At 71.6% G+C, this 26211-nt stretch carries 24 protein-coding genes and 1 pseudogene; 11 read left to right on the top strand and 14 right to left on the bottom strand.

Annotated features, from left to right (window positions below; translation table 11 throughout):
* Positions 1–65 precede the first annotated feature (65 nt).
* Both OH735_RS23020 and OH735_RS23015 read right to left on the bottom strand, forming a co-directional pair.
* Complete coding sequence (locus OH735_RS23020) at positions 66–1427, bottom strand: metallophosphoesterase (protein ID WP_406383399.1); 1362 nt, start codon at positions 1425–1427, stop codon at positions 66–68.
* 30 nt (positions 1428–1457) lie between these two features.
* Positions 1458–1703 carry an SCO4848 family membrane protein gene (locus tag OH735_RS23015; protein ID WP_384452198.1) on the bottom strand — a complete coding sequence of 82 codons (246 nt, stop codon included), beginning with the start codon at positions 1701–1703 and terminating at the stop codon, positions 1458–1460.
* Between OH735_RS23015 and OH735_RS23010 the strand changes: the two genes are divergently transcribed.
* Positions 1702–3084, top strand: a complete 1383-nt coding sequence (locus OH735_RS23010; RefSeq protein WP_406383398.1) for a D-alanyl-D-alanine carboxypeptidase family protein — start codon at positions 1702–1704, stop codon at positions 3082–3084. The two genes, OH735_RS23015 and OH735_RS23010, sit on opposite strands and share 2 nt — an antisense overlap.
* Here OH735_RS23010 and OH735_RS23005 read toward each other — a convergent pair.
* On the bottom strand, positions 3032–3961 hold the full coding sequence (locus OH735_RS23005; protein ID WP_406383397.1) for a YihY/virulence factor BrkB family protein: 930 nt from the start codon (positions 3959–3961) through the stop codon (positions 3032–3034). The genes OH735_RS23010 and OH735_RS23005 overlap by 53 nt on opposite strands.
* 141 nt (positions 3962–4102) lie before the next feature.
* Between OH735_RS23005 and OH735_RS23000 the strand changes: the two genes are divergently transcribed.
* Positions 4103–5452 carry an FAD-binding protein gene (locus OH735_RS23000; protein ID WP_406383396.1) on the top strand — a complete coding sequence of 450 codons (1350 nt, stop codon included), beginning with the start codon at positions 4103–4105 and terminating at the stop codon, positions 5450–5452.
* Between the two features lie 137 nt (positions 5453–5589).
* Positions 5590–6390 (top strand): decaprenylphospho-beta-D-erythro-pentofuranosid-2-ulose 2-reductase, encoded by an 801-nt coding sequence (locus OH735_RS22995; RefSeq protein ID WP_406383395.1) that lies wholly within the window; start codon positions 5590–5592, stop codon positions 6388–6390.
* Between the two features lie 61 nt (positions 6391–6451).
* Here OH735_RS22995 and OH735_RS22990 read toward each other — a convergent pair whose 3' ends face one another.
* Both OH735_RS22990 and trpS read right to left on the bottom strand, forming a co-directional pair.
* Positions 6452–7042, bottom strand: a complete 591-nt coding sequence (locus tag OH735_RS22990; protein ID WP_406383394.1) for a 2'-5' RNA ligase family protein — start codon at positions 7040–7042, stop codon at positions 6452–6454.
* A gap of 159 nt (positions 7043–7201) precedes the next feature.
* A complete protein-coding gene (gene trpS, locus OH735_RS22985) occupies positions 7202–8224 on the bottom strand; it encodes a tryptophan--tRNA ligase (RefSeq protein WP_406383393.1) in 1023 nt (340 codons plus the stop codon).
* A 252-nt stretch (positions 8225–8476) separates the two neighbouring features.
* On the opposite strand from trpS, the gene rocD reads away from it, so the two are divergent.
* A complete protein-coding gene (gene rocD / locus OH735_RS22980) occupies positions 8477–9682 on the top strand; it encodes an ornithine--oxo-acid transaminase (RefSeq protein ID WP_406383392.1) in 1206 nt (401 codons plus the stop codon).
* A gap of 34 nt (positions 9683–9716) precedes the next feature.
* Here the strand turns inward: rocD and OH735_RS22975 are convergent.
* Positions 9717–10037 (bottom strand): annotated as a pseudogene (locus OH735_RS22975) (glutathionylspermidine synthase family protein); the annotation flags it as partial.
* Between the two features lie 42 nt (positions 10038–10079).
* On the opposite strand from OH735_RS22975, the gene OH735_RS22970 reads away from it, so the two are divergent.
* The gene (locus OH735_RS22970; protein WP_406386690.1) at positions 10080–10943 is read left to right on the top strand and encodes a hypothetical protein; all 864 of its coding nucleotides are present in this window, start codon (positions 10080–10082) and stop codon (positions 10941–10943) included.
* 259 nt (positions 10944–11202) lie between these two features.
* On the opposite strand, the gene OH735_RS22965 is transcribed toward OH735_RS22970, so the two are convergent.
* Positions 11203–11877, bottom strand: coding sequence for a class I SAM-dependent methyltransferase (locus tag OH735_RS22965; RefSeq protein ID WP_406383391.1), 675 nt, complete (start codon positions 11875–11877; stop codon positions 11203–11205).
* Positions 11878–12068: 191 nt separating this feature from the next.
* Complete coding sequence (locus OH735_RS22960; protein WP_406383390.1) at positions 12069–13472, bottom strand: PLP-dependent aminotransferase family protein; 1404 nt, start codon at positions 13470–13472, stop codon at positions 12069–12071.
* Positions 13473–13519: 47 nt separating this feature from the next.
* On the opposite strand from OH735_RS22960, the gene OH735_RS22955 reads away from it, so the two are divergent.
* The 3 genes from OH735_RS22955 (at position 13520) to OH735_RS22945 (ending at position 15120) form a co-directional block, all read left to right on the top strand.
* Complete coding sequence (locus OH735_RS22955) at positions 13520–14032, top strand: carboxymuconolactone decarboxylase family protein (protein ID WP_406383389.1); 513 nt, start codon at positions 13520–13522, stop codon at positions 14030–14032.
* A gap of 58 nt (positions 14033–14090) precedes the next feature.
* The gene (locus tag OH735_RS22950) at positions 14091–14825 is read left to right on the top strand and encodes an isocitrate lyase/phosphoenolpyruvate mutase family protein (protein WP_406383388.1); all 735 of its coding nucleotides are present in this window, start codon (positions 14091–14093) and stop codon (positions 14823–14825) included.
* A 103-nt stretch (positions 14826–14928) separates the two neighbouring features.
* Positions 14929–15120: a hypothetical protein gene (locus OH735_RS22945; RefSeq protein ID WP_406383387.1), complete on the top strand. Its 192-nt coding sequence runs from the start codon at positions 14929–14931 to the stop codon at positions 15118–15120.
* A 49-nt stretch (positions 15121–15169) separates the two neighbouring features.
* Here OH735_RS22945 and OH735_RS22940 read toward each other — a convergent pair whose 3' ends face one another.
* The 3 genes from OH735_RS22940 to OH735_RS22930 form a co-directional block, all read right to left on the bottom strand.
* Positions 15170–16159 carry a malate dehydrogenase gene (locus OH735_RS22940; protein ID WP_406383386.1) on the bottom strand — a complete coding sequence of 330 codons (990 nt, stop codon included), beginning with the start codon at positions 16157–16159 and terminating at the stop codon, positions 15170–15172.
* 575 nt (positions 16160–16734) lie between these two features.
* The gene (locus OH735_RS22935; protein ID WP_406383385.1) at positions 16735–17385 is read right to left on the bottom strand and encodes a DUF3017 domain-containing protein; all 651 of its coding nucleotides are present in this window, start codon (positions 17383–17385) and stop codon (positions 16735–16737) included.
* A gap of 29 nt (positions 17386–17414) precedes the next feature.
* Positions 17415–18278, bottom strand: coding sequence for a bifunctional methylenetetrahydrofolate dehydrogenase/methenyltetrahydrofolate cyclohydrolase (locus OH735_RS22930; RefSeq protein ID WP_093900214.1), 864 nt, complete (start codon positions 18276–18278; stop codon positions 17415–17417).
* 236 nt (positions 18279–18514) lie between these two features.
* On the opposite strand from OH735_RS22930, the gene OH735_RS22925 reads away from it, so the two are divergent.
* On the top strand, positions 18515–19111 hold the full coding sequence (locus OH735_RS22925) for a hypothetical protein (RefSeq protein WP_406383383.1): 597 nt from the start codon (positions 18515–18517) through the stop codon (positions 19109–19111).
* A gap of 212 nt (positions 19112–19323) precedes the next feature.
* On the opposite strand, the gene purH is transcribed toward OH735_RS22925, so the two are convergent.
* Positions 19324–20877, bottom strand: a complete 1554-nt coding sequence (purH, locus tag OH735_RS22920; RefSeq protein WP_406383382.1) for a bifunctional phosphoribosylaminoimidazolecarboxamide formyltransferase/IMP cyclohydrolase — start codon at positions 20875–20877, stop codon at positions 19324–19326.
* Positions 20864–21520, bottom strand: coding sequence for a phosphoribosylglycinamide formyltransferase (purN, locus tag OH735_RS22915; RefSeq protein WP_406383381.1), 657 nt, complete (start codon positions 21518–21520; stop codon positions 20864–20866). The genes purH and purN overlap by 14 nt, the downstream gene beginning before the upstream one ends.
* 386 nt (positions 21521–21906) lie before the next feature.
* On the opposite strand from purN, the gene OH735_RS22910 reads away from it, so the two are divergent.
* Positions 21907–22860, top strand: coding sequence for a hypothetical protein (locus OH735_RS22910; RefSeq protein WP_406383380.1), 954 nt, complete (start codon positions 21907–21909; stop codon positions 22858–22860).
* Positions 22861–22873: 13 nt separating this feature from the next.
* Here OH735_RS22910 and OH735_RS22905 read toward each other — a convergent pair whose 3' ends face one another.
* Positions 22874–24529: a DUF6350 family protein gene (locus OH735_RS22905; RefSeq protein WP_406383379.1), complete on the bottom strand. Its 1656-nt coding sequence runs from the start codon at positions 24527–24529 to the stop codon at positions 22874–22876.
* Positions 24530–24654: 125 nt separating this feature from the next.
* Between OH735_RS22905 and OH735_RS22900 the strand changes: the two genes are divergently transcribed.
* Positions 24655–26085 (top strand): helix-turn-helix domain-containing protein, encoded by a 1431-nt coding sequence (locus OH735_RS22900; RefSeq protein WP_406383378.1) that lies wholly within the window; start codon positions 24655–24657, stop codon positions 26083–26085.
* Positions 26086–26211 lie beyond the last annotated feature (126 nt).

The following is a 26211-nucleotide window of genomic DNA, read 5'->3' as shown; positions in this document are numbered from 1 at the left end:
CTTTTGTTCGGCACTTGAAACCTGGAGTCCATCCAGAGCATCCGTTACCGGCCATCGACGGAGCATCAGGCCTGCCGGGAGGCGAGCTCCACGACGGTGATGTCGGAGGGTGCGCCGACCCGTACCGGCGGGCCCCAGGCACCCGCGCCGCGCGAGACGTAGAGCTGGGTGTCGCCGTAGCGGTCGAGCCCGGCGACCGTGGGATTGGCCAGTTCAGCGACCAAGTTGCCCGGCCAGAGCTGGCCGCCGTGCGTGTGGCCGGAGAGCTGGAGGTCGACGCCGTGGGCGACGGCTTCGTCGATGACGACGGGCTGGTGCGCGAGGAGGACGGCGGCGCGGGCACGGTCCCGGTCACCGAGCGCGCGGTCGAAGTCGGGCCCCTGCCCCTCGCTCTCCCCGGCGACGTCATTGACGCCCGCGAGATCGAATCCCGCGATCTCGACCCGGGCATTCTCCAAGGGATGGAGACCCAATTCCCTTACATGTTCCACCCATTGGGCGGCACCGGAGTAATACTCGTGATTACCGGTGACGAAGAAGCTGCCGTGGCGGGCGCTCAACCGCGCGAGCGGCTCCGCGGCCGGGCCGAGGTCGGCGACGGTTCCGTCGACGAGATCTCCCACGACGGCGACCAGGTCCGGCTGGGTCCGGTTGATCGTGTCGACGATCCGCCGAGTGTGGGCGCTGCCGAGGATCGGGCCGAGATGGATGTCGCTGACGACGGCGATCCGGAAACCGTGCGCGGAACGGGGCAGTTTGGCGAGCGGCACGGTGATCCGCTTGACCCGCGGCCCGCGCAGCACGCCGTACGTGCCGTAGCCGACCGTGCCGAGCCCGGCGACGGCTGCGGCACCCCCGACGGCCCGCGCGACGAACAGCCGGCGCGTGGGGGCGGCGGGACGGTGGTCCGGGGCTTCGGTGACGGCGACGAGGGTGTCGGTGCCAGGGACGGGAGAAGCGGGGACGGCGGGGACGGGAGAAGCAGGGACGGCGGGGACAAGGACGGCGGAGGCGGAGGCGTCACCGCCGACGGCCTCGGCCACGGCCGCCGATTCGGGAGCTTCCGCCGCGGAAGGTCGATGCGCCCCGTATGCCCCATTCGCGCGCCTCGCGAGAGCCCGGCGCAGAATCGGCCGAACCACCTCGCCCACCAGCAGAGCCAGCGTCAGGTACAGCAGCGCGGCCAGCCACAGATAGCCCGGCCAGGCCAGCACCCGCTGGAGCCAGAAGGGCGCACCCGTACGGCCGGAGACCAGGGCGCCGACGCTCAGCAGCGGCAGGAGGTACGCGGCGACCGTACCGGCTCGGCGCAGGGAGCTGCCCTCGGCCGTCGTGTCGCCGACGAAGCGGCGCCACAGATAGCGGTGCACCCCGACGAGCAGGGCGAGCACCACGACCGCCGTCAGCGCGAGACCGGCCACTGCCATGTGCGACTCCTCCGCCCGTCGTGCGTCCTGTCAGGCACGTTCTCGGCGCAGAGCCCTGACGCCACGGAACCCGATCACACCGACGGCCGTCCCCAGGAGAAAGGACGTGATGGCGAGCAGCAGATGCACCCAGAAGTACGCAGTCGGGTCACCCGCGTCGTCGAAGGCGAGTCCGCTGCCGTCCTTCCACAGGTTCTTGACGAAAGTGACCCAGATGAACCAGCTCCACACCCCGAACGCGAGCAGGAACCAGGAGACCGGGCGGCTGAGCTTCATGGTTCCAGTATCCCGCCCGCACTCCGGCGGTCTCGCCCGGGGTGGGCTGTCCCGGCGGCTCGCGCGGCGGGTCAAGCCGTCCGTATCCCCATCCACATCTTCGCCCTGTACGTTTCCGACCGTGCCCGCTCTGAAGAAGATCGCTTTGACGATCACCTCTGCCGCCTTGTTGTCCACTTTTGTCGTCAGCCCGGCGTCGGCGGTCGACAAGGACACCTCCGACAACCAGCCGAAACCACCCGCCCGCATGTCCCAGGTCGGTGGCGAACTGCTGGGCCGGACCGGCACGCAGGTGAAGCTGGGAGCCGGCGCCCCGGTACTGCCCGAGAAGCTCACGGGCAGGTCCTGGATCGTCGCGGACGCGGAGAACGGCCAGGTGCTCGCCGCGCACAACGCGCACTGGCGGCTGCCTCCCGCCTCCACCCTGAAGATGCTCTTCGCGGACACCGTGATGCCGGCGCTGCAGCCGAAGACCCGGACGTACACGGTGCAGGAGGAGGACCTCGCGGACCTCGGCGAGGGCAGCAGCCTGGTCGGCGTCAAGGAGCACCTCAACTACACGGTCCACGACCTGTGGCTCGGAGTGTTCCTGCGTTCGGGCAATGACGCGGTGCACGTGCTGTCCGCGATGTACGGCGGCGTCCCGAAGACCGTCGCCGACATGCAGGCGCACGCGGAGGAGTTGCAGGCGCTCGACACGACGGTGGTGTCGCCCGACGGGTACGACGCCCCCGACCAGGTCTCCAGCGCGTACGACCTGACGCTGTTCGCCCGCAGCGGGCTGCAGAAGGCGGACTTCCGGGAGTACTGCTCGACGGCCGAGGCGCAGTTCCCCGGCTCGGAGAAGAAGAACGGGAAGCGGCAGAGCTTCGCGATCCAGAACACCGACCGGCTGCTCACCGGTGCGGACGGCGTCGACCCGTACAAGGGCATCGCGGGCGTCAAGAACGGCTACACCACCCACGCGGGCAACACCTTCACGGGCGTCGCCGAACGCGACGGCAAGGTGCTGCTCGTCACCGTCATGAACCCCTCGTCCGAAGAGCCGCACGCCGTCTACAAGGAGGCCGCCGACCTCCTCGACTGGGGCTTCGACGCGAGCGGCAAGGTGACCCCGGTGGGCGAGCTGGTGCCGCCGCGGTCCGCCAGTACCGGGACGGACACCGATACGGGGAAGAGCCCGGCGGCGAACGGGAAGAGCGGCGGCAGCCACGGCTCCTCGCCCGCCACCAAGGCCGCCGGCGCGACCGGCGGGGGCGGCGGCATCGGGATCGCCCTGGGGATCGCCGGGAGCGTCCTGGTGCTGCTGGCCGGCGCGGTGTTCCTGGTCAACCGGCGCTGGCCGCTGCCGGACCTGGTGCGTCGCCTCCCTCGTCGCTGACGGCCGCCGCGTCCTTCCCGCTGTCCTCGCTGCTCCGCGTCGCCGTCCAGGCGGCGCAGAACAGCAGCAGCTTCGCGGTGAAGTTGATCCACAGCAGCAGTGCGACCGGCACGCCGAAGGCGCCGTACATGCTCTTCGTCGCGACGCCCCTCATGTAGCCGCCGAGCAGCAGCTTGAGCAGTTCGAAGCCGATCGCGCCGATCACCCCGGCGACCAGCAGCCTGCGCCGCGGGGGCTCGACGCCGGGCAGCAGCGTCAGCAGATAGAGCAGCAGCAGGAAGTCCGCGAGGGCCGCCACGACCAGGGCGGCCACCTGCAGCACCACACCGCCCACGCCGTGGTCCGAGATGCCCAGCAGACCGGCGGTCCGGCCGACGGCGACGGAACCGGCCGAGGAGACGGCGAGCGTCACGAGCGCCGCCCCGCCGAGACCGAGCAGCAGCCCGGCGTCCTTGAGCTTACGGATGACGGGGTTGCCCTGGTCCACGTCGTCCATGCCCCACACGGCGCGCAGACAGCCCCGCAGCGCGCCGATCCAGCCGACACCGGTGAGGAGCAGCAGCGCACCGGCGACCCCCCCGACCGTGCCCGCGTGAGCCACCAGATCGCCGATGCCGAGCTGCTCGGAGATGCCCGGCACCTGCTCGGTGAGCTTGTTCTCGATGGTGTGGAGCCGCTCGGTGGAGAGCAGCGCGGCACCGATCGCCGCGCCGACCGCGATCAACGGGAAGAGCGCCAGGAAGCTGATGAAGGTGATCGCGGCGGCGAGCCTGGCCCCGTGGACCCGCTCGAGCGTCTCGTACGAGCGCCAGGCGTGCGTCGCCATCAGCCGGGAGACGATCGGCCCGATGACAGGGAGGTTTTTCAGCCAGTCCATGACGTACGACTACCCTCCCGGACGCGGAAAACCGGAGGTCCGTCCACCGCCGTACGGGCTGACACTCCCTCAGTAACCCATACCGGTGAGTGTTGTAACAAATCCCTCGAAAGGGTTTTCTCGGGCGATACGGTCACCGTCATGTCTGTCGACACCGTGTCCCTGACCGGCTGGGGCCGTACCGCTCCGACGGCCGCCCTGCGCTTTCGCCCCCGTACCTACGAGGAGGCGGCGGCGACGGTACGCGGCTGCGGGCCCCGCGGCTCCATCGCCCGGGGCCTCGGCCGGGCCCACGGCGACGCCGCGCAGAACGCGGGCGGCTCGGTCCTCGACATGACCGCGCTGAACCGGATCCGCACCATCGACGCCGGGGCCGGGCTGGCGGTCTGCGACGCCGGGGTCAGCCTGCACCGGCTGATGGAAGTCCTGCTGCCGCTCGGCTGGTTCGTCCCCGTCACGCCGGCCACCCGCCAGGTCACCGTGGGCGGCGCGATCGGCGCCGACGTCCACGGCCGCAACCATCACTTCTCCGGCTCCTTCTCGCGGCACGTCCAGGAGCTGGAGCTGCTGACCGCCGACGGCGAGATCCGTACGGTCCGGCCCGGCACCGATCTCTTCGAAGCGACCACGGGCGGACTGGGCCTGACGGGCGTGATCCTCTCGGCCACGCTGCGGCTCCACCGCGTCACCAGCTCATGGATGTCGGTCGACACCGAACGGGCCGTCGACCTGGACGACCTGCTGGCCAGGCTCTCCGCCGGGGACCACCGCTACCGCTACTCGGCCGCCTGGGTCGATCTCCTCGCCCGCGGCCGGGCGACGGGGCGCTCCGTACTCACCCGGGGGGAGCACGTACCCCGGTACGCGCTCCCGCCGCGCGCTCGGCGCGCACCGCTCGCGTTCCGCCCGGGGCAGCTGCCGGCGGCACCCGCCCTCGTACCGGAGGGGCTGCTCGGCCGCACGTCCGGCGCCCTCTTCAACGAGTTCCGGTACCGCAGCGCCCCCGCGTACCGCATCGGCGAACTCCAGGGACTGTCCACGTTCTTCCACCCCCTGGACGGCCTGCCGCACTGGAACCGGATCCACGGCCGCGGTGGATTCGTGCGGTACCAGTTCGTCGTCGGGCACGGCCAGGAGGAGGCGCTGCGCCGGATCGTGCGCCGGCTCTCGCAGCGGCGCTGCCCGTCGTTCCTCGCCGTCCTCAAGCGGTTCGGCGCGCAGGACCCGGGCTGGCTGTCGTTCCCGATGCCCGGCTGGACGCTCGCGCTCGGTCTGCCCGCCGCGCTGCCCGGCCTGGCCGGGTTCCTGGACTCGCTGGACGAGGAGGTGGCGGGGGCGGGGGGCCGGGTCTGCCTGGCGAAGGACTCCCGGCTGCGGCCTCAGATGCTGGCCGCGATGTATCCGCGGCTGGCCGAATTCCGGTCGCTGCGCGCCGAGTTGGACCCGAACGGGGCGTTCCGCTCGGACCTGTCACGCCGCTTGGAGCTGTGACGGCGGTGCCGCCGCTGTGACCACCGGGACGGCCGCGACCACTGCGGCCGCTGCCGCCTTCTCTGTCTTCCGCCCTCCTGTTCCCTCGTCTTCCCCTGGTCTCCCCTCGTCTTCCCCTCGTCTGCAAGGAGCGTTCCGTGAAGGACGCCTTCGGTGCCCCGCAGTCCCTGCTCGTTCTCGGTGGCACATCCCGGATCGCGCTCGCCACCGCACGCCGGCTGATCGCCCGCCGGACCCGTACGGTCCGGCTCGCCGGCCGCCCCTCCCCCGCCCTCGACTCGGCCGCCGCGGAACTGCGCGCCCGGGGCGCCGACGTCCGTACGGTCGACTTCGACGCCCTCGACTCCGCGTCCCACGAGACCACCCTCGGCAAGATCTTCACCGAGGGTGACATCGACATGGTGCTCCTCGCCTTCGGTATCGCGGGCGACCAGGAGCGCGACGAGGAGGAGCCGCTCTCCGCGGTCCGGGTCGCGCAGACCAACTACACGGGGGCCGTCTCCGCCGGGCTGGTGTGCGCCGGCGCGCTCCAGGCGCAGGGTCACGGCTCGCTGGTGGTGCTGTCCTCGGTGGCCGGTGAACGCGTCCGCCGGGCCGACTTCATCTACGGCTCCAGCAAGGCGGGCCTGGACGCGTTCACGCAGGGTCTGGGGGACGCGCTGCGGGGCACGGGGGTGCATGTGATGGTCGTACGTCCCGGAGTCGTCCGGCCGGCAACGGCGGTCCGCCCCGCGACGCTGCGGCTCGCCGCGGCACGGTTCGCCGCCGCGCCGCTGGAGGCGTCGCCCCTCGTCACGACCCCGGACGAGGTCGCGGCAGCGATCGTGACGGGGCTGCGGCGGCGTTCGGAGACGGTGTGGGCGCCGGGGTCGCTGCGGGTGGTGATGTCGGCACTGCGGCATGTGCCGCGCCCGTTGTTCCGGCGGCTGCCGGTCTGAGCGGGCGGCCGCCGGGGCTCGCGGCGAAAGCGCGGGAGCCCAAGGAGCGGACAGGGCCCGCTCAGGGCTGCAGCGAGGGCTCGTCCACGGAGGAGCCGCCCTGCACGGGCACGGCGGGCGCGTCGTCCCCGGCGCGGAACGGGAACTCGTTGATCTTGCGCCAGACGCTGTCCCGGCCCTGCTCGTACAGCGCGAAGGAACCGCAGGTCCAGGCGGCCTCGTAGTCGGCGAGCTCCTCGTACGCCCGGTCCATCGCCTGCTCGGAGATGTCGTGCGCCACGGTGACATGCGGGTGGTACGGGAACTGGAGTTCGCGCACCAGCGGCCCGGAGTCGTCCCTGACCCGCTTCTGCAGCCACATGCAGGCCGAGGCCCCTTCGACGACCTGGACGAAGACGACCGGCGAGAGGGGGCGGAAGGTCCCCGTGCCGGACAGCCGCATCGGGAAGGGGCGGCCGCCCGTCGCGATCCGGGCGAGGTGCGCCTCGATCGCGGGCAGGTCGGCCGCCACGGCCTCGGTCGGCGGGAGGAGCGTGACGTGGGTGGGAATGCCGTACGCGGCAGGATCCCCGAAGCTCGCGCGCCGCTCCTGGAGCAGGCTGCCGTAGGGCTCCGGGACCGCGATCGAAACGCCGAGCGTTACGGTCCCCACGTCGTTCTCCTCAATCCTCGATGTCGGTGGTCCCCGGTGGTCATGGTCCGGGGGCCGATGGTCCTCGATGATCGATGGCCTGTTCTCGGCCATCCACCGGATGAACTTCCCGTCGCCAGTGTGACGCCTTAGACCGTGAAACCGCCAGGGTCCTTGGACTCAGTGCTTCGCGGGCAGAAAGCCCATCCGGTCGTACGTCCGGGCCAGGGTCTCGGCCGCGACGGAGCGGGCCTTCTCCGCGCCCTTGGCCAGGATCGAGTCCAGGGTCTCCGGGTCGTCCAGGTATTCCTCGGTGCGGGTGCGGAACGGTGTGACGAACTCGACCATGACCTCGGCGAGGTCGGTCTTGAGCGCACCGTAGCCCTTGCCCTCGTACTTCTGCTCCAGATCCGCGATACCGGTGCCGGTGAGCGTGGAGTAGATGGTCAGCAGGTTGCTGACACCGGGCTTCTCGACCCGGTCGAAGCGGATGACCGTGTCGGTGTCGGTGACCGCGCTCTTCACCTTCTTGGCGGTGGCCTTCGGCTCGTCGAGCAGGTTGATCAGGCCCTTCGGGGTGGCCGCCGACTTGCTCATCTTCGCCGACGGGTCCTGCAGGTCGTAGATCTTCGCCGTCTCCTTGAGGATGTACGGGTCCGGCACGGTGAACGTGTCGCCGTAGCTGCCGTTGAACCGCTCGGCGAGGTTACGGGTCAGCTCCAGGTGCTGGCGCTGGTCCTCGCCGACCGGGACCTGGTCGGCCTGGTACAGCAGGATGTCGGCGACCATCAGCATCGGGTACGTGAACAGACCGACCGTGGTGCGGTCGGCGCCCTGCTTGGCGGACTTGTCCTTGAACTGCGTCATCCGGGACGCCTCGCCGAAGCCGGTGAGGCAGTTCATCACCCAGCCGAGCTGGGCATGCTCGGGAACATGGCTCTGGACGAAGAGCGTGCAGTGCTCCGGGTCGAGACCGGCGGCGAGGAGCTGGGCGACGGCGAGCCGGGTGTTCGCGCGCAGCTCCGCGGGGTCCTGCGGAATGGTGATCGCATGCAGGTCCACGACCATGTAGAAGGCGTCGTGGGTTTCCTGCAGCGCCACCCACTGGCGGACCGCACCGAGGTAGTTGCCGAGGTGGAACGAGCCTGCGGTGGGCTGGATTCCGGAGAGCACGCGGGGGCGTTCAGAGGCCATGGGACCCATTGTCTCAGGTACGGAACCGTTCCCCGGCAGCCGGTGGGGAAGGGGTGCCCACGAGGTGGGGAGGGCGGCCGGAGCCGTACCGGGCGGCGGCCGGGGCCATACCGGCGGCGCTCGGATCCGGACCGGGCGGCGGCCGGGGCCATACCGGCGGACGGGCGCGCCGTGATGTGAAGGTTTCCTCGCCAGGGTTGCGACCGACGATACAAAGTGGGCACCATCCCCCGCCCACGCCGCACGACGAACGGAGATCCCGTGTCGATCACGGAAACTGCCATCGCCTCCGCCGAGGCGCACAGCGCGCACAACTACCATCCGCTGCCCGTCGTCGTCGCCACGGCGGACGGAGCCTGGATGACCGATGTCGAGGGCCGGCGCTATCTCGACATGCTCGCCGGATATTCGGCGCTCAATTTCGGTCACGGCAACCGGCGTCTGCTCGACGCGGCCAGGGCCCAGCTGGATCGGGTGACCCTCACCTCGCGCGCCTTCTACCACGACCGGTTCGCCGATTTCTGTACGCAGCTCGCCGAGCTGTGCGGCATGGAGACGGTGCTGCCGATGAACACCGGCGCGGAGGCCGTGGAGACCGCGGTGAAGACCGCCCGCAAGTGGGGCTACCGGGTGAAGGGCGTCCCGGACGGCATGGCGAAGATCATCGTCGCCGCGAACAACTTCCACGGCCGGACGACGACGATCATCAGCTTCTCCACGGACCCGGAGGCGCGGGAGGACTTCGGCCCTTACACGCCGGGGTTCCAGATCGTGCCGTACGGGGATCTGACCGCGCTCGCGGAGGCGATGACCGAGAACACCGTGGCGGTACTGCTGGAGCCGATCCAGGGCGAGGCGGGGGTGCTGGTGCCGCCGCCCGGCTATCTCCCCCGGGTGCGCGAGCTCACCCGCGAGCGGAACGTGCTGTTCATCGCGGACGAGATCCAGTCGGGCCTGGGCCGGACCGGGAAGACCTTCGCCTGTGAGCACGAGGGTGTCGTGCCGGACATGTACGTGCTCGGCAAGGCGCTGGGCGGTGGTGTGGTGCCGGTGTCGGCGGTCGTCTCCTCGCAGGACGTGCTCGGGGTGTACCGGCCCGGTGAGCACGGTTCGACGTTCGGCGGGAATCCCCTCGCGTGCGCGGTCGCGCTGGAGGTCATCGCGATGCTCCGTACCGGCGAATTCCAGCAGCGGGCGACCGAGCTCGGCGAACACCTCCACCAGGAGCTGGGGCTGCTGCTGAGCGGGGGCGCGGTGACGGAGGTACGGGGACGCGGGCTGTGGGCGGGCGTCGACATCGCGCCGAGCCACGGCACCGGCCGGGAGATCTCCGAGAAGCTGATGGACCGTCGGGTGCTGGTCAAGGACACCCATGGCTCGACGATCCGGATCGCCCCGCCGCTGGTGATCAGCAAGGAGGACCTGGACTGGGGGCTGGAGCAGCTCCGCGACGTCCTGCGCGGCTGAGCCCGGCGCCCGGGCCGCCGGGCCGGGGTCTAGAGAGGATGACGTGGGGCAGGAAGTGGGCGTACTCGTCCGTGACCAGCCCCGCCGATTCCCGGATGCCGAGCCCGGCCGCCTCGTCCTGGACGACCCACGCCCCCAGCACCACCCGGTTGCCGTCGTAGTCCGCCAGCGCCGCCAGTTCCTGGTGACAGCACGGCTCGTCCCGCAGCACGGCGGGGCTGCCCGGCTCATGGATCGTGACCCCGGCCCCCTCCCGGCCGAGCAGCGGCTTGGCGACACAGCCCGCGCCCTTCCCCGCACCCGCACCCGTCGCCGCGAGTTCGCGCGGGCCGTCCAGGCAGGCGGGGAGCAGGTCCACCGAACGTCCGAAAGTAGAGTCCTTGATGTGCTCCTCGGGATGATCTGCGCGCTCGGCGCCGCTGTCTGCTTCGGTACGGCCTCCGTCCTGCAGGCCGTCGCCTCGCGGGCCGCCGCCGAGCCGGGGTCGGGCGCGGGGGTCGATCCGGCGCTGCTGCTGCGCGCCCTGCGTCAGTGGCGCTATCTCGCCGGACTCGCCCTCGACGGCTGCGGTTTCATCCTCCAGATCATCGCGCTGCGGTCCCTGCCGATCTACGTCGTGGGCGCCGCCCTGGCGGCGAGTCTCGCGGTGACGGCGGTGGTCGCCGCCCGGCTTCTCGGCGTGCGGCTGAGCGGCGTCGAGTGGACCGCGGTCGGGGTCGTCTGCGCGGGCCTGGGCATGCTGGGGCTCGCCGCCGGCGGCGAGGGCCACGCGGCCGGTCCGGCGGCCCTGAGCTGGTGGATGCTGGGGATCTCGCTGGGCATTCTGCTGATCGGCGCGGGGGCCGGACGCCTCCCGGACAAGCCGCGGGCGCTCGTCCTGGGGCTCGGCGCGGGGTGCGGTTTCGGAGTGGTGGAGGTCGCCGTCCGGCTGATCGACGACCTGTCCCCGACGGCGCTGCTCGCCAATCCCGCGGTGTACGCGCTGCTGCTGGGCGGCGGTTCGGCGTTCCTGCTGCTCACCTCGGCGCTGCAGCGCGGTTCGGTGACGACGGCGACGGCCGGCATGGTGATCGGCGAGACGATCGGCCCGGCGCTGGTGGGCGTCATCTGGCTCGGAGACCGTACGCGTGCGGGCCTCGGCGGACTGGCGGTCGCCGGTTTCGTGGTGGCGGTGGCGGGTGCGCTGGCCCTGACCCGGTTCGGCGAGGCCCCGGCGGACACCGCCGAACCGGACAGGCCGACGGTCCCGCAAAGTCCGTGATGTCCGGGGCGTCGGCGAGCGCATACCAGCGACGGCCAGGACGGGATCGTCATCGCCGTCCGCAGCTGGAGACTGGGGCGCCTACGCCGCCGAAATCAGCCGCCGACCGATAGGGAAGTAGCTCACGTGGACATCCGGCCGTGTTTGGAAGGCGATCTCGAAATCCTGGAGAGGGACGGGACCTCGAACAGGCGGTGAGCCCTGATCACGGATCGACGCCTGGAGCCTGACGGATCTCCGTCCGGCAGGTTGGATGCGCTCATGCATTCGGTAAGACAGACCCTGGCTGGGCTTTGCGGGCGAGCAGTTGAATCTCCTGGAACTGCCGCCGGTCGGTGGGCTGAGGTTCGCGAACCATCCGGGCCACCTCGGCCAACCCGGACCTGCGCAGCATCGCGGCGAGGTGATCAGGCCACCACCGATAGGCCGGCGCGACCGCGTGATCGAAGACCTGCGTCGGGTGAGACGGGTCATCGCTTGCCGAAAAGCCGACCAGAAGGTGGCCGCCAGGTGCCAGCACACGATGGAACTCCGCCAGGATGACGGGGAGTTCCTGCGGCGGAGTGTGGATGATGGACCAACGTGAGAGTACGCCGCCCAGCGCGCCGTCAGCGATGTTCGACGCGGCCATCGAGCCCACGTCGAACCGCAGGCCCGGATAGGCCTGTCGAGCCAACTCGATCATCGCAGGAGAGGCGTCGACGCCGAACGCCGCCAGCCCCAACTCGTCCAGATGAGCGGTGATATGGCCGGGCCCACACCCCAGGTCCGCGACCTGACCGTCCCCACTCGCACGTACGACCTCGGCGAAGGCACCCAAGATCGCGCGGTCCAGGGGACTGTCACGCAGCGTGTCGCGGAACAGCTGCGCATAGGTGGCGGCAGCAGCGTCGTAAGCCTCGCGGGTGGCGCTGAGGGCATCGTGTTCGACCATGCTCGCGACAGTAGTTCCCGGCCCCGGGGCGAGCCGAGAGAATCACGAACTTCCCTCCCGCCCGTTCGCCCACGGCCCCACCGAGAACCCGAGTGCCGGCGGCGCGAGCCGACGCCGGTACCCGCCGGCTGCGAACCCATCACTCGGTGTCGGTGACCAGGCAGACGAGGCTTCCGCGTTCCCGACCGACCTCATGGCAGCACTCGCAACAGTGCCTCCAGCGCGCCCGCCCAGGCGCTGTCGGTCGGCGTCCCGTAGCCGATGACCAGCGCGTCGCGCACCGGCGCCGCGTCCGGGTGCCGGAAGCGCGAGAACCCCTCCAGTGCCAGCCCCTGCCAGGCGGCCGCCCGCAGCACCGACGCCTCGCTGCCCTCCGGGAGTTCGAGCACGGCATGCAGCCCGGCGGCGATACCGCTGATCCGGACACCGGGGGCCTGTTCCGCCAGCGCCGCGACGAGTTGGTCGCGACGCCGGCGGTAGCGCAGCCGCATCGAGCGCACATGACGGTCGTACGCGCCCGACTCGATGAACTCCGCGAGCGTCAGCTGTTCCAGCGCACTCGACGACCAGTCGCTCAGCCCCTTCGCCCCGGCCACCTCCCCCACCAGGTTCGTCGGGAGCACCATCCACCCCAGCCGCAGTCCCGGCGCCAGCGACTTGCTCGTCGTCCCCAGGTGCACGACGTGTTCGGGGTCGAGGCCCTGGAGCGCGCCGACCGGCTGCCGGTCGTAGCGGAACTCGCCGTCGTAGTCGTCCTCCAGGATCAGTCCGCCCGTACCGCGCGCCCAGTCGACCGCCGCGGCCCGCCGGTCGGGGTGGAGCGGCACCCCCGTCGGGAACTGGTGCGCGGGCGTCATCAGGGCCGCGCCCACACCGCGCAGCCCGGCCAGTTCCCCCGTCCGGGCCCCGAGTCCGTCGACCGGCAGACAGGGCATGCGCAGCCCCGCGTCCGCGAGCAGCCGCCAGTGCACGTCCAGTCCGTACGACTCGACGGCCACCTCCCGCACCCGCCGCTTGCGCAGCACCGCCCCCATCAGCTTCAGCGCCTGCACGAAACCGGCGCAGACCACGATGCGCTCCGGTTCCGCGTACACACCGCGGGCGCGGGCCAGGTAGTCGGCGAGTACGGTGCGCAACTCGATGCGCCCGCGCGGATCTCCGTACCCGAAGGCGTCGTTGGGCGCGGCGGTCAGGGCGCGGCGGGCCGCCTTGAGCCAGTCGGCGCGCGGGAACGTCGAGAGGTCGGGCGATCCCGGCAGCAGGTTGTGGGCGGGCCGGGACCGCGCCGGCCGGGACCGCGCCGGCCTCCTGGCCGCCGGGCGCGGCTCGGCCCGCTGCGCCACTCTGGTCCCCGAACCCTGCCGGGCGGTGAGCCAGCCCTCGGCGACCAGCTCCGCGTACGCGTCGGCGACGGTGTTCCGGGCGATGCCGAGGTCGACGGCGAGGCTGCGGGAGGAAGGCAGCCGGGTGCCGGGCGCCAGCCGCCCCGTTCGTACGGCCTCGCGCAGCGCGTCCATCAGCCCGGCCCGCAGCCCTGCCGAGCCGGTCGTTTCGAGATGCAGGTCGGCACCCAAGGTGGCCCAGGAATCCGTCATGGAAATGGACCATACCGATGCGCCACCTGCGCCGTAACGTCGTACCCATGACGACCAACGAACACAGCCACCCGACGTCCGAACTCAACCCCGAGCACACGCCTCGTACGCGCTGGGCCGAGCTCGCCCCCGATGTCTACAAGGCCATGGTCCGGCTGGACGCGGCATCCCGCAGGGGCCTCGACCCGGTGATCGGGGAGCTGGTGAAGATCCGCTCCTCGCAGCTCAACCACTGCGCGTTCTGCCTCGACATGCACACCAAGGACGCGCTCGCGGCGGGCGAGTCCATCGAGCGGATCGTCCAGCTCAGCGCGTGGGAGGAGTCGCGGCACTTCTACACGCCGAAGGAGATCGCGGCCATCGAGCTGACCGAGGCCGTGACCGTGCTGACCGACGGTTTCGTGCCGGACGAGGTGTGGGAGAACGCTGCCAAGCACTTCGACGAGACCGAGCTCGCCCACCTCGTCGCCGCGATCACGACGATCAACGCGTGGAACCGGTTCGCGGTGACCACCCGCATGGTCCCCGGCCACTACAAGCCGGGCGACATCAAGCACTGACCCGACAGGCCCGTACCCACGCCCCGCAACCGCTCGACACCCCCACAGGAGCCCCGCCATGACCGCATCCGTCCTCCGCGCCCTGCACCACGACCGCGCGCCCGGCGACCCGCTGGTCCTCCCCGGCCCGTGGGACGCGGCGAGCGCCCGCGTCTTCGCCGAGGCGGGCTTCCCGGCGCTCGCCACACCCAGCGCCGGAGTCGCGGCCTCGCTCGGCTACGAGGACGGGGCAACGCCCGCCGCCGAGATGTTCGCGGCCGTCGCCCGGATCGTGCGCGCCGTCCCGGCCGGCGTACCCGTCTCGGCGGACATCGAGGGGGGTTACGGACTGGCCCCGAAGGAGCTCGTCGAGCGGCTCCTGGACACCGGGGCCGTCGGCTGCAACCTGGAGGACTCGGCCGGGGGCACCCTCGTCGACGCCCAGCGGCAGGCGGACCGGCTGGCGGAGGTACGGGCGGTCGCGGGCGACCGGCTCTTCGTCAACGCCCGCGTCGACACGTACGTCCACGGCGTGCCCGACGGCACGGACCAGGAGGCGGAGACGGTGCGCCGCGCCCTGCTGTACGTGGCGGCGGGCGCGGACTGCGTCTACCCGATCATGGCCCCGCCCGAGGCCCTGCCCCGGCTGTCCGCCGCCGTCCCGGGCCCGCTCAACGCCCTCGCCCGGGCCGACGGCCCCACCCCGCGCGAGCTCGGCGCACTGGGCGCCACCCGGATCACCTTCGGCCCCGGACTCCAGCGCCGGGCCATGGCGGCCGTACGCGAGATCGCGGACGAGCTGCGGAAGGAATAGGCGCTGCGGGGTTCGGCACGATCGGGCAGCCGCCCGGTGCGGCCGCGCTCGCGGTCGGGCCCGTCTGCCGCCGAAGGCCGCCAGGGTCCGTTCCAGCATCGGCATGGCCCGCACCACGTTGCGGTTGAGCGGCGGGAAGAGCGAGTACTTGATGGGCCAAAACAGCGGGCTGGTCGCCTCGGTCAGTGCTGGAAGGATCATCGTCACGCGCATGACAGCCGAGACTCGGGAAGGGGCGCGGTCGGTTCCCGGCCACGGCCGTACGGACGCCGCCGCCCCCGGCAGCGGCTGCTGACAGGGGCGGCGGGGTACGCGTCGAAGGCGTACGGATCAGATCAGGCTGATCAGATGAGGCCGAGCTCGCGGACCGCGTCGCGCTCCTCGATGAGCTCCTGCACCGACGCGTCGATGCGCGTACGGGAGAACTCGTTGATGTCCAGGCCCTGGACGATCTCGTACTTGCCGTCCTTCGTGGTGACCGGGAAGGACGAGATGATGCCCTCGGGCACGCCGTAGGAGCCGTCCGACGGGATACCCATGGAGGTCCAGTCGCCGGCGGCGGTGCCGTTGACCCAGGTGTGGATGTGGTCGATGGCGGCGTTGGCGGCGGAGGCGGCCGAGGACGCGCCACGGGCCTCGATGATCGCGGCGCCGCGCTTGGCGACGGTCGGGATGAAGGTGTCGGCCAGCCACGTCTCGTCGTTGACGAGCTCGGCGGCGTTCTTGCCGGCGACCTCCGCGTGGAAGATGTCCGGGTACTGGGTCGCCGAGTGGTTGCCCCAGATCGTCAGCTTCTTGATGTCGGAGACGGCGGCACCGGTCTTGGCGGCCAGCTGCGAGATCGCGCGGTTGTGGTCGAGGCGGGTCATCGCGGTGAAGCGGTCGGCCGGTACGTCCGGGGCGGCGGCCTGCGCGATGAGCGCGTTGGTGTTGGCCGGGTTGCCGACGACGAGGACCTTGATGTCGTCCGCGGCGTTGTCGTTGATGGCCTTGCCCTGCGGCTTGAAGATGCCGCCGTTGGCGGAGAGCAGGTCGCCGCGCTCCATGCCCTTCGTACGCGGGCGGGCGCCGACCAGCAGGGCGACGTTGGCGCCGGCGAAGCCGACGTTGGCGTCGTCGGTGATCTCGATGTTGCGCAGCAGCGGGAACGCGCAGTCGTCGAGCTCCATCGCGGTGCCTTCGGCGGCCTTGAGACCCTGCGGGATCTCCAGGAGACGCAGGTTGACCGGCACGTCCGGGCCGAGCAGGTGGCCGGAGGCGATGCGGAAGAGCAGCGCGTAGCCGATCTGACCGGCTGCGCCGGTGACGGTGACATTCACGGGAGTGCGGGTCATGGCGATCTCCGTTAGACAGCTGGCGGTGGGGGCTCCTGGCCCCTGGTGCTGGACGTCTCTGAATCTTGATGTGAAGAGATATCCAGCGATCAGGCTATCCGACCCGGATCCTCCGGGCGGCCCGGCCCCCTGTGGCACCGCACACAACCCGTCACACAGCGCTCACGCGGCCGAATCACGTCACCCGGGAGGCGGTAGCTCGACGGCGAGGCGTTTGCGCCGTTGCAAGGTGGTGGGGACGTTTGCTCCGCTGCCCGGTGGTGAGGCGTTCGCGCCGCATCGGGCCGAGGGTGGGCGCGTTACCGCTGCAGGAGCGTTACATCGTTGCGGAAGCGATCACGCCGTTGCGTAGCGATCACACCGTGGCGGAATGGTCACTTCCGTGCCACAGGCCACAGGGTTCCCTTGTACCGGTCTTCGCCGTCCACAAGGCTGAACGCAGGACGAGGGCAGGGCCGCTCACGTCGTCACGTTCCGGAGCGGCTGCGTTCCGGTGGCCCCGTCCTCGGGTGTCCGTCCCTTCTCGGGGGAGGGGACGGACACCATCCGTCGGCGGCGCGGCCGTACGGGCGGGCTCAGCGGATCGCGAAGTGGACCGCGTCCTCCAGGAACGGGATGTCCAGCCACGGCTTGGGCTGCGCCACCAGCGCGAGCATCACGATGAGGAAGCCGAGCAGTCCGTACGTCACCAGGTCGGTGAAGCGGGAACGGACCGCCAGCATGCCCACCGACGGGACGACGATCCGCAGCACGGCGCCCCCGATGAGGGCCACGCCGATCAGCATCGTGCCGATCCTGAAGGCCTCGGCGAACGGGTCGACGGCCACGATCAGCAGCCCGATCCCGGCCGTGCAGAGCACGGCGAGCAGCGGCCACTGCCGGGCCGGGGCGGGCGCGTTCCCGGACGCGGCCCGGCCACCGCCCTCGGGGCGCGCGGTGTCCCGGGTGAACAACGGGAACCTCCGCGACGGGCGTGCGGCCGGGGCGACCGCCGGGGCGCTGTTACCGGTGCCGGCGTCCGCGTCACCGGCGTCATCACCGGCAGCCGCTGCCGCCTTGCCACGCGCCGCCGCGGCCTCGTCCGCCGTACCGTCACCGGCGTCGGCTCCCGCACCGGCCACGTCCGCCCCCGCCTTCGCGTCCGTGTCCGTTTGCACCTCCGACGGCGCCGGAGGCGTCCGGTCAGCCGCGGCGGCCGGGTCGGCCGGACTCGTACCAGCACCCATGACGTTCCTCCCGGATCGGGTCGGCCGACTCAGACGGCGTCGGCCGCGTTGCGCTCGGCCGCCTCGACCACGTTGACGAGCAGCTGGGCGCGGGTCATCGGGCCGACACCGCCCGGGTTCGGGGAGATCCACGCGGCGACCTCGGCGACGCCCGGGTGGACGTCCCCGACGATCTTGCCGTTCTCGTCCCGGCTGACGCCGACGTCGAGCACGGCCGCGCCCGGCTTCACGTCCTCGGGCTTGATGATGTGCGGCACTCCGGCGGCGGCGACGATGATGTCGGCCTGCTTGAGCTGGGCGGAGAGGTCACGCGTACCGGTGTGGCACTGGGTGACGGTGGCGTTCTCGGACTTACGGGTCAGCAGCAGCGGGATCGAGCGGCCGATGGTGACGCCGCGGCCGACGACCACGACATGCGCGCCGTTGATCTCCACGTCGTGGTGGCGCAGCAGCTGGACGACGCCCTGCGGGGTGCAGGGCAGTGGGCCCGTCTCGTTGAGCACGAGGCGGCCGAGGTTCATCGGGTGGAGGCCATCGGCGTCCTTGGCCGGATCCATCAGTTCCAGGACGCGGTTGGTGTCGATCCCCTTGGGGAGGGGGAGCTGCACGATGTAACCCGTGCACTCAGGGTTGGCGTTGAGCTCCCGTACGACGTCCTCGATCTCCTCCTGGGTGGCGGTGTCGGGGAGTTCGCGCTGGATGGAGCCGATGCCGACCTGCGCGCAGTCTCGGTGCTTGCCGTTCACGTACCACCGGCTGCCCGGGTCGTCCCCGACGAGCAGGGTTCCCAGGCCAGGGGTGATGCCCTGCGCCTTGAGGGCCGCCACGCGGACGGTGAGATCGGACTTGATCGCGGCTGCGGTGGCCTTGCCATCGAGAATCTGGGCAGTCATGTCCCCATACTCGCGGATGACCCCGCCCGCATACCAATTCCGGGTGCCGTGGATGGCCGGCAGATTGCGCTTGCACAACACATTCGGCAATCGGCTGGACAAAAAGCCGATGTCAAGACAACGATGAGCCGCGCAGTACCGCGGACAGTGTCGGGGGGACAGACCGTACTCATTGCGCATGATTCCTCCGCCCGGACCGCATCGTCCCCGCACTTTCGCAACGGAGGAATTTCGCCATGAGCAACGGCGACCCGAACAACCCCTACGGTCAGCAGCCGGGCGGGCAGCCGGGCTACGGCTACCCTCAGCAGACCCCGCAGGGCGTGCCCCAACAGGGCTACGGCTACCCCTCGGCTCCGCCCGTCCCGCAGTTCGGCGCCGCAGGCTTCGGCGGGGGCCCGCTGGAGATGCCGGGCGGCGTCAAGGCCGCCCGCGTCATGCTCTACGTGATCGGCGGCCTGCAGCTCATCGGCGCGATCCTCTTCGTCCTCTCCGCCGTGGCCGTGAACGCCGCCAAGAACGACGCGACGCTCCAGGACGACGTCCAGTTCCAGCAGCTCGCCGACTACTCCGGCGGCGCGCTGTGGGGCCTCTCGGTCCTCGTGCTGCTGTGGGGCGTCCTGGCCGTGTTCCTCGCCGTGAAGTTCGGCAAGGGCGGCAACGGAATCCGCATCACCGCCATTGTCTTCGGTTCGATCACCGCGCTTCTCGGTATCTACCCGTTCATCGTGGTCGGCCTCGTCCACACGGTTCTGTCGATCCTGGTCATCGTCTTCGTGGCGCGCGCCGACGGCAGCGCCTGGTTCAACCGTCAGCAGCAGCCGCAGTACTGAACCTGCCGGTCTGTCGTTCCCGCACGGGAACAGGAAGGCCGTAAACCCGCACGCGCGTGGGTTTACGGCCTTCGGCGTTTTCCGGGTGCCGACCGACCCGCTCCGGGCGCGGCTCCCCGAACGGTCAGCGGTCGGCGCCGAGGGCGCCCCCGGAGACCGGCTCCGGAAGACGCCCTCGGCGTTCGTTCACGCCGCTCGTTCGTTCACGCTGCTCAGTGGAAGAAGTGCCGCGTACCCGTGAAGTACATCGTCACGCCCGCCTTCTTCGCGGCCTCGACGACCAGCTCGTCACGGACCGAACCGCCGGGCTGCGCCACGGCCTTGATGCCGGCCGCGGTCAGGATCTCCAGGCCGTCCGGGAACGGGAAGAACGCGTCCGAAGCGGCGTACGCACCGCGCGCACGCTCCTCACCTGCCCGCTCGACGGCGAGCTTCGCGGAGTCGACGCGGTTGACCTGGCCCATGCCGACGCCGACCGAGGCGCCGCCCTTGGCGAGCAGGATCGCGTTGGACTTGACCGCGCGGCACGCCTTCCACGCGAAGGCGAGCTCCTTGAGCTCGTCGGCACAGAGCGCCTCACCCGTGGCCAGCGTCCAGTTGGCCGGGTCGTCGCCGTCGGCCTGGAGGCGGTCGGTCACCTGAAGCAGCGCGCCGCCGTCGATCGGCTTGACCTCGACCTCGGCGGACGGGGCGTCGGGGCAGCGCAGCACGCGGATGTTCTTCTTGCGGGCGAGCACCTCGACGGCGCCGTCCTCGTACGCCGGGGCGACGATGACCTCGGTGAAGATCTCCGCGACCTGCTCGGCCATGGCCACCGTCACCGGGCGGTTGACGGCGATGACGCCGCCGAACGCCGACAGCGGGTCGCAGGCGTGCGCGTTGCGGTGCGCCTCGGCGACGTCGTCGGCGATCGCGATGCCGCACGGGTTGGCGTGTTTGATGATCGCGACGCACGGCTCGGCGTGGTCGTACGCGGCCCGGCGCGCGGCGTCGGTGTCCGTGTAGTTGTTGTACGACATCTCCTTGCCGTGCAGCTGCTCCGCCTCGGCCAGGCCGCCGGCGCCGGAGGTGTAGAGCGCGGCGGGCTGGTGCGGGTTCTCGCCGTACCGCAGGACGTTCTTGCGCTCGTACGTGGCACCGAAGAAGTCGGGGAAGCCCGAGTCGTCGGCGGCGGCGTAGTCGTCGGCGAACCAGGAGGCCACGGCCACGTCGTACGCGGCGGTGTGCTGGAACGCCTCGGCGGCCAGCCGCTTGCGGGCGGTCAGGTCGAAGCCGCCTGCCTTGACCGCGGCGAGGACGTCGGCGTACCGCTCGGGGCTGGTGACGACGGCCACGGACGGGTGGTTCTTGGCGGCGGCGCGGACCATGGACGGGCCGCCGATGTCGATCTGCTCCACGCACTCGTCGGCGGACGCGCCGGAGGCGACGGTCTCCTTGAACGGGTAGAGGTTCACGACCACCAGGTCGAACGGCTCCACGCCGAGTTCGGCGAGCTGCTCGCGGTGGGCGTCCAGGCGCAGGTCGGCGAGGATGCCGGCGTGTACGCGCGGGTGCAGCGTCTTGACGCGGCCGTCCAGGCACTCGGGGAAGCCGGTGAGCTCCTCGACCTTGGTGACCGGCACTCCGGCGGCGGCGATCCTCCCGGCGGTGGAGCCGGTGGAGACGAGCTCGACACCCGCCTCGTGCAGACCGCGGGCGAGGTCTTCGAGCCCCGTCTTGTCGTAGACACTGACCAGGGCGCGGCGGATGGGCTTATTCACCGACATGACCGAGATGAACCTTTCGTCCCTCAATGCGATAGCCGTCACGGGCGAGCCGCCCCACGGCCTCGACGAGCAGCTTGCGCTCGACTTCCTTGATGCGTTCATGGAGAGCGGCTTCGCCCTCCGTCGTGTCCTCTTCGGTCACCTCGACCACGCCCTGCGCGATGATCGGACCGGTGTCGACGCCGTCGTCGACGAAGTGGACGGTGCACCCGGTGACCTTCACGCCGTACGCGAGTGCGTCACGCACCCCATGGGCACCGGGAAAGCTGGGGAGCAGGGCGGGGTGGGTGTTGATGATCCGGCTGCCGAACCGGGCGAGGAACTCTCTGCCGACGATCTTCATGAATCCCGCGGACACCACGAGGTCCGGGCGGTGCTCGGCCGTCGCGGCCGCGAGGGCCGCGTCCCATTCCTCGCGGGTGGCGTAGTCCTTGACCCGGCACACGAAGGTCGGCAGTCCGGCGCGCTCCGCCCGTTCCAGACCGACGATGCCGGAGCGGTCGGCGCCGACCGCGACGACCTGGGCACCGAAGCCCTCGGGGTCGTCGCCGATGGCGTCGAGCAGGGCCTGAAGGTTCGTACCGGAGCCGGAAACCAGGACGACCAGACGGGCCGGTGCGGGGGAAGGGGGCGGGGAGGCCACGGCTGGGCCCTTTCTCGCGTGCTGAAGCAGAGTGACGCTGATTTGTATGGTCGTACGAAAGAATCGAGCCCCGTGATAGGGGAACTCTACGAACGAGCCGACCGTCAGCAACGATACCGGCACCTCTGGGGACCCCCACGGGACGGGGGTGAGGGGCCATGGGGCGGCCACGGATCGGTTGGGGCCGGTGGCCGATCGGGGTGTGGGTCGGCGGGGCGATCGGCCGGGGACCGACTGCGGAATGCGTGGGAGTGTCCGGGGGACGGGTATCGGCCGCCCGGCGCAGCCGCTCCCAGCTTTCGGCCCCTCCTGGCCGGGAGGTAGCGTCAGGGGACAGGGAACCGTCCGCAGGGCGGAAATGACGAGATGGGGAAGACGTTCACCATATGCAGGACCGACGCCGCCGCACCGCCTTCCGCCACCCGCTGCCCGAGCGGACCTCGCTGCTGCTGCGAGAGCGCCAGTCCCCTACGGGCCCTTCCTCTCCTTCCGGTTCTTCACCTTCCGGTTCTTCATCTTCCGGCGCTCCTTCCGATGACAACCCGTTCGCCGCGCCGCCGGAGAACCGGCCCGATCAGCCCTGGCAGCCCCGCCATCCTTCGAACACCGGCAACGGCGGGAACGGCCGGGGGAACGGAGGCCGGGGCAACGGCGACGGGTCGCCGGAGGACGGTTCCTCCGACGACCGGCCGGTCTGGGGCAGCCAGTGGAGCAGCCGGCAGCCCGGTCGCCAGAGCGGCGGCTTCGGCGGTCGCCCCGGAGGCCCGGGCGGGCCGAACGGCCGGGGCGGGCCGAACGGCCGGGGCGGCCCCGAGGACAAACCCGGCGGACTGCGCTGGGATCCGACCGACCCCGCCCAGCGGCGCGCCCGCTACGCGCTGCTCTCCGGTATGTGGGCCTTCTTCTTCGCGCTCTTCGACTTCCCTGAGATCGCCCTGCTGCTCGGCGTGCTCGCCGTGTACTGGTCGATCAGCTCCCTCCGGGCGAAGCCGAAGGGGGCATCCGCACCGGGCGGCGCCACCAGCGCCCCGGTGGCGGGCGCGGCGTCCGGTGCGCCGGCTGCCGGTCCGCTTCAGGGTTCCGGTTCCGGGCATGTCCCCGCGGCCGGCGCACCCGGCGCGCCCGCTCCGGGCTACGGCAGGCAGCAAACCACGGCCGCGGTCAGCGGGCTGGTGACGGCGCTGCTCGCGCTCTCGATCGTCGCGACGACGTTCACGGTGCAGCTGGTCTACCGCGACTACTACACCTGTGTGAACGACGCCCTGACCAAGTCCGGCCAACTGGCCTGCAACGACCAGCTGCCGAAGCCGCTGGAGCCCTTCTTCGGCGTCAAGAAGTGACACCTCGCGTGATTCACGACGGTCCGGTCTCTTCGGGAGGCCGGACCGTCGTCCGTTCGTGCCAGGGATCGGTCGGCAGGAAGTCGTACGACTCGGAGTCCTCGGCCTTCCCGCCGCCCGCCGCGGCGGGAAGGCCCCCGGGGGCCCATCCGGGGGTGGGCGGCGTTCCCGGCGTGGACACCGGCTCGGCCTTCTCGCCCGCTTCCCCGGGCCCGGACCGTGTCCACCACCGCCGTCGGCCGCCGTCCGTCCGCCCAGGCGCCTGCTCGAGCACCTCCGCAGGCGCCTGGGCGACGGGTGCCTCTTCCGTCGCCCCGTCCGTCGCCCCTTCAGCCGCCTCTGCCGCCGTCCGCTCCGCCGCCTCTGCCGTCTCCTCCTGCGCCGGACCCCGCCGCCACCACCGACCCCCGTCGCCGCCCCGCAGCCGCCAGGCCCGCACCAGGAGCGCCCCGGGGACCCCGAGCAGCGTCGTCCACGCCAGGGCCGCCGCACCGGTCAGCCACCACACCGGGCCGAACTCCGCCAGCGTCCGGGTGCCGAGCGGTCCTCCCGCGGCCGCGGCCAGCACCGCCGTACCCACCCCGCACCCCAGCGCCCCCAGCCCGGCCGTCAGCGCGGTCTCCCGCAGGCCCCACGCCTCGTCCCGTGCGGCGTGGGCGGGCGCGGCCCGCCGCACCGTGAACCAGGCGACCGTCACCCCGGCCGCGACCGGCACCGCCGCGGCCGCCCAGTTCGGGGCCGCCCCCGGACCCTGGTCCGGCACCGCGGCGAGCAACGGGAAGACGGGCAGCGCCGGGCGCCCCGAGAACGCGAGCGGGGTGACCGTGGACGCCGTACCGAGCGCGAAACCCGGCCCGAGTCCGTACGCGGCACCCCACACCGCCGCGTTCGGCACCAGCACCAGCGCGAGCAGCACCACCGAGACCCGGCCCACCCAGTCGCCCGAGAGCTGGACGAACGACTGCTGAGCCGCCGGACCGTGCCAGACCAGTCCCACGGCTACGAGCAACGCCCCGCCGCCCAGCAGCACCGCCACCCCGGCCGCCGCCGACCGGCACACCGTGTCGGCACGCTTCCTGCACCCGTCACGCGCCAGCTCCTCGTGCAGGCGCACCGGCGCCCAGGACGGCGGCCCGATCGGGCGCCCGGATGCCGTCCAGACCCCGGCCGCCGCGGCGCCCGCCACCACAACGGCGGACGGGAAGAACAGCGAGGGCGCGTGCACGGTCAGCGAACCATCCCGCGCGTAGAGCGCCACAGCGGCCCCGACCAGCAGATATCCGCCGACGACCAGGGCGAACGCGGCCGCCGCCGAGGGCGCCGGACGCCCCTCGTCCGGCTCCAGGGCATCCCGGGCCGCCCGGTGCACCAGCCACACCGGCGCGACGGCGAGCAGCAGCGGAACGAGGCCCACCGGAGCGGGAACTCCGCCGAGCGTGTCGGTCCTGATCAGCTCGGCGCCATGGGCGAGCAGCCAGAGCCCGGCCGCCGTGTGGAGGGCGCCGCCGGGGCCGTCGTCGGGGGCCGGAGAGCTGATCCACAGCACCATGACGAGCACGGTGAGTGCACCCAGCCCCAGCCCGGCCGCGAGAACCCCACGCAGGAAGGTGAACGCCAGCACGGCGGACCGGCCCTGCTCTGCCGACAACGACGGGCTTCCTTCGGTCACTTGGGTCACCCCGTCATGCTCCCAACGACACGCGCTTATTCCGTGTAACAGGCGAACAGCCGCTGTGTCGCTCAATATGCGTTTATGTACTTTTTTGCTCAGCGCAGGTCCACGGGGGTTCATTCATGACGCAGAGCTCGACCGATGTGGCCGCCGCCCCTCCGCTCCCCCCCAAGGAGCGCCGCAGACTGCGCGAGGCGAAGTCGCTGAGTGAAGAGCAGGTCGCGATGGCGGTGGGCGTCACCCGGGCCACGGTCCGGTCCTGGGCGACGGGCCGCACCACGCCCCGCGGGCGAAAGGGTGCGGTGTATGCCAGGCTGATCAGCGGCGGCCGGAAGGGTCGGCAGGCCACGCCTTCGAGCGCCCGGACCAAGTCCACCGCGTCGAGCACCCGGCCGAAGGCCGCCGTCAAGCGGGTGGCCCGTCCGGCGATGCCGACGACGGTCGCGAGGCTGTCCAAGCTGTCCAAGCCGGTGACGTCCACGAAACCGCCGTCCCGTCCTCCGACCCCCGTCGAAGCCACCGGGAGCTCCGCCATGGCCCCGACCGAGCCCGGCACCACCCCCGATCTGCCCGGCACCCCCGACGCGTCCGGCGCGAGTGAAGCACCTGGGGCGACAGCACCGGCAGTTGAGGCACCGGCAGAGGCCGCGGTCGAGGCAGAGACAACGCAAGGGACAACGGCGGCTGAGACAGCAGCGGTGGCAGCGGCTGAGGCAGCAGCGGTGGCAGCGGAAGCCGCGGCGATCGAGGGATTCGATGCCTTGTACAAGCACTGCGCTGCCGCCCTTTTCCGGCAGACGTTCCTGCTGACCGGGCGCCGGAGTCTCTCCCAGGAGTCCGTCGCGCGGGCCTTCGCGCTGGCCTGGGACCGCTGGCCCGAGGTCGCGGCGGACCGGGATCCCGTGGGGTGGGTACGGGCGGCTGCGTACGAGTACGCGATGTCGCCCTGGCACCGGCTGCGACGCACGCACCGCGAGCTCGCCCCGCCGCCCGCCGAACCCGGTGCGCGCGTACTGCTCGACGCACTGCTCGACCTGCCGCCGTCGTACCGCCGCACCCTGCTGCTCCACGACGGTGTCGGCCTGGGCCTGCCGGAGACCGCGGCGGAGACCGAGGCCAGCACTCCGGCGACGGCGAGCAGGCTGATGAACGCCCGTGCCGCGGTCGCCGAGCGGCTTACCGAGCTGGCGGAACCGTCGTCCCCCGCCGAGCAGTCGGCGCTTCTGCACCAACAGCTCGGCACGCTCGCCGAGGCCCAGATCCCCGACTCGCTCCCCTCGCCCGACGTGATCCGTACGGACAGCGAGCACCGGGCCCAGCTGTGGACCAGGGCGGCCATCTCCTTCGCGGTGCTGCTCGTCGGGGCGACACTGTTCACCCTGGCGACGGCTCCGACGCGGTACGAGACCCCGGAATCACCCGCCCTGCAGGTCGAGGGGGTGCCGCCACGAAGTGGCCCGCAGAAGCTGACGCCGCAGGACCTGAACCTACGGAACCAGCTGCGCGGCGAAGTCGTACAGGGCCCGGCCCGGCTCCTCCCCCACCCCGGCTGAACACGAAGCGGACCGAGCAGCGGCCGCGGAGAAACGAAACGGCGCGGGCCCGTATCCCTGACCGGGGTACGGGCCCGCGCCGTCTGTGCGGGTGAGGCGATACTGCGGTACTGCTCCGACGCGGTG

The sequence above is a fragment of the Streptomyces sp. NBC_01618 genome (assembly GCF_045209435.1).
Lineage (GTDB): Bacteria > Actinomycetota > Actinomycetes > Streptomycetales > Streptomycetaceae > Streptomyces.
Note: the sequence above shows the minus strand (reverse complement) of the source record. Positions and strands in the feature narration are given on the sequence as shown.

What these genes read in the sequence shown, in the direction of transcription:
- OH735_RS22910 (WP_406383380.1), top strand. Translation starts at nt 21,907, where the DNA reads ATGCAGGACCGACGCCGCCGCACCGCCTTCCGCCACCCGCTGCCCGAG.
- purH (WP_406383382.1), bottom strand. Translation starts at nt 20,877, where the DNA reads ATGTCGGTGAATAAGCCCATCCGCCGCGCCCTGGTCAGTGTCTACGAC.
- OH735_RS22940 (WP_406383386.1), bottom strand. Translation starts at nt 16,159, where the DNA reads ATGACCCGCACTCCCGTGAATGTCACCGTCACCGGCGCAGCCGGTCAG.
- OH735_RS22970 (WP_406386690.1), top strand. Translation starts at nt 10,080, where the DNA reads ATGATCTGCGCGCTCGGCGCCGCTGTCTGCTTCGGTACGGCCTCCGTC.
- OH735_RS22925 (WP_406383383.1), top strand. Translation starts at nt 18,515, where the DNA reads ATGAGCAACGGCGACCCGAACAACCCCTACGGTCAGCAGCCGGGCGGG.
- OH735_RS22945 (WP_406383387.1), top strand. Translation starts at nt 14,929, where the DNA reads ATGGCCCGCACCACGTTGCGGTTGAGCGGCGGGAAGAGCGAGTACTTG.
- OH735_RS22965 (WP_406383391.1), bottom strand. Translation starts at nt 11,877, where the DNA reads ATGGTCGAACACGATGCCCTCAGCGCCACCCGCGAGGCTTACGACGCT.
- OH735_RS23020 (WP_406383399.1), bottom strand. Translation starts at nt 1,427, where the DNA reads ATGGCAGTGGCCGGTCTCGCGCTGACGGCGGTCGTGGTGCTCGCCCTG.
- OH735_RS23000 (WP_406383396.1), top strand. Translation starts at nt 4,103, where the DNA reads ATGTCTGTCGACACCGTGTCCCTGACCGGCTGGGGCCGTACCGCTCCG.
- OH735_RS22930 (WP_093900214.1), bottom strand. Translation starts at nt 18,278, where the DNA reads ATGACTGCCCAGATTCTCGATGGCAAGGCCACCGCAGCCGCGATCAAG.
- OH735_RS23015 (WP_384452198.1), bottom strand. Translation starts at nt 1,703, where the DNA reads ATGAAGCTCAGCCGCCCGGTCTCCTGGTTCCTGCTCGCGTTCGGGGTG.
- trpS (WP_406383393.1), bottom strand. Translation starts at nt 8,224, where the DNA reads ATGGGTCCCATGGCCTCTGAACGCCCCCGCGTGCTCTCCGGAATCCAG.
- OH735_RS23005 (WP_406383397.1), bottom strand. Translation starts at nt 3,961, where the DNA reads ATGGACTGGCTGAAAAACCTCCCTGTCATCGGGCCGATCGTCTCCCGG.
- OH735_RS22935 (WP_406383385.1), bottom strand. Translation starts at nt 17,385, where the DNA reads ATGGGTGCTGGTACGAGTCCGGCCGACCCGGCCGCCGCGGCTGACCGG.
- OH735_RS22955 (WP_406383389.1), top strand. Translation starts at nt 13,520, where the DNA reads ATGACGACCAACGAACACAGCCACCCGACGTCCGAACTCAACCCCGAG.
- OH735_RS23010 (WP_406383398.1), top strand. Translation starts at nt 1,702, where the DNA reads ATGGTTCCAGTATCCCGCCCGCACTCCGGCGGTCTCGCCCGGGGTGGG.
- OH735_RS22900 (WP_406383378.1), top strand. Translation starts at nt 24,655, where the DNA reads ATGACGCAGAGCTCGACCGATGTGGCCGCCGCCCCTCCGCTCCCCCCC.
- OH735_RS22950 (WP_406383388.1), top strand. Translation starts at nt 14,091, where the DNA reads ATGACCGCATCCGTCCTCCGCGCCCTGCACCACGACCGCGCGCCCGGC.
- OH735_RS22960 (WP_406383390.1), bottom strand. Translation starts at nt 13,472, where the DNA reads ATGACGGATTCCTGGGCCACCTTGGGTGCCGACCTGCATCTCGAAACG.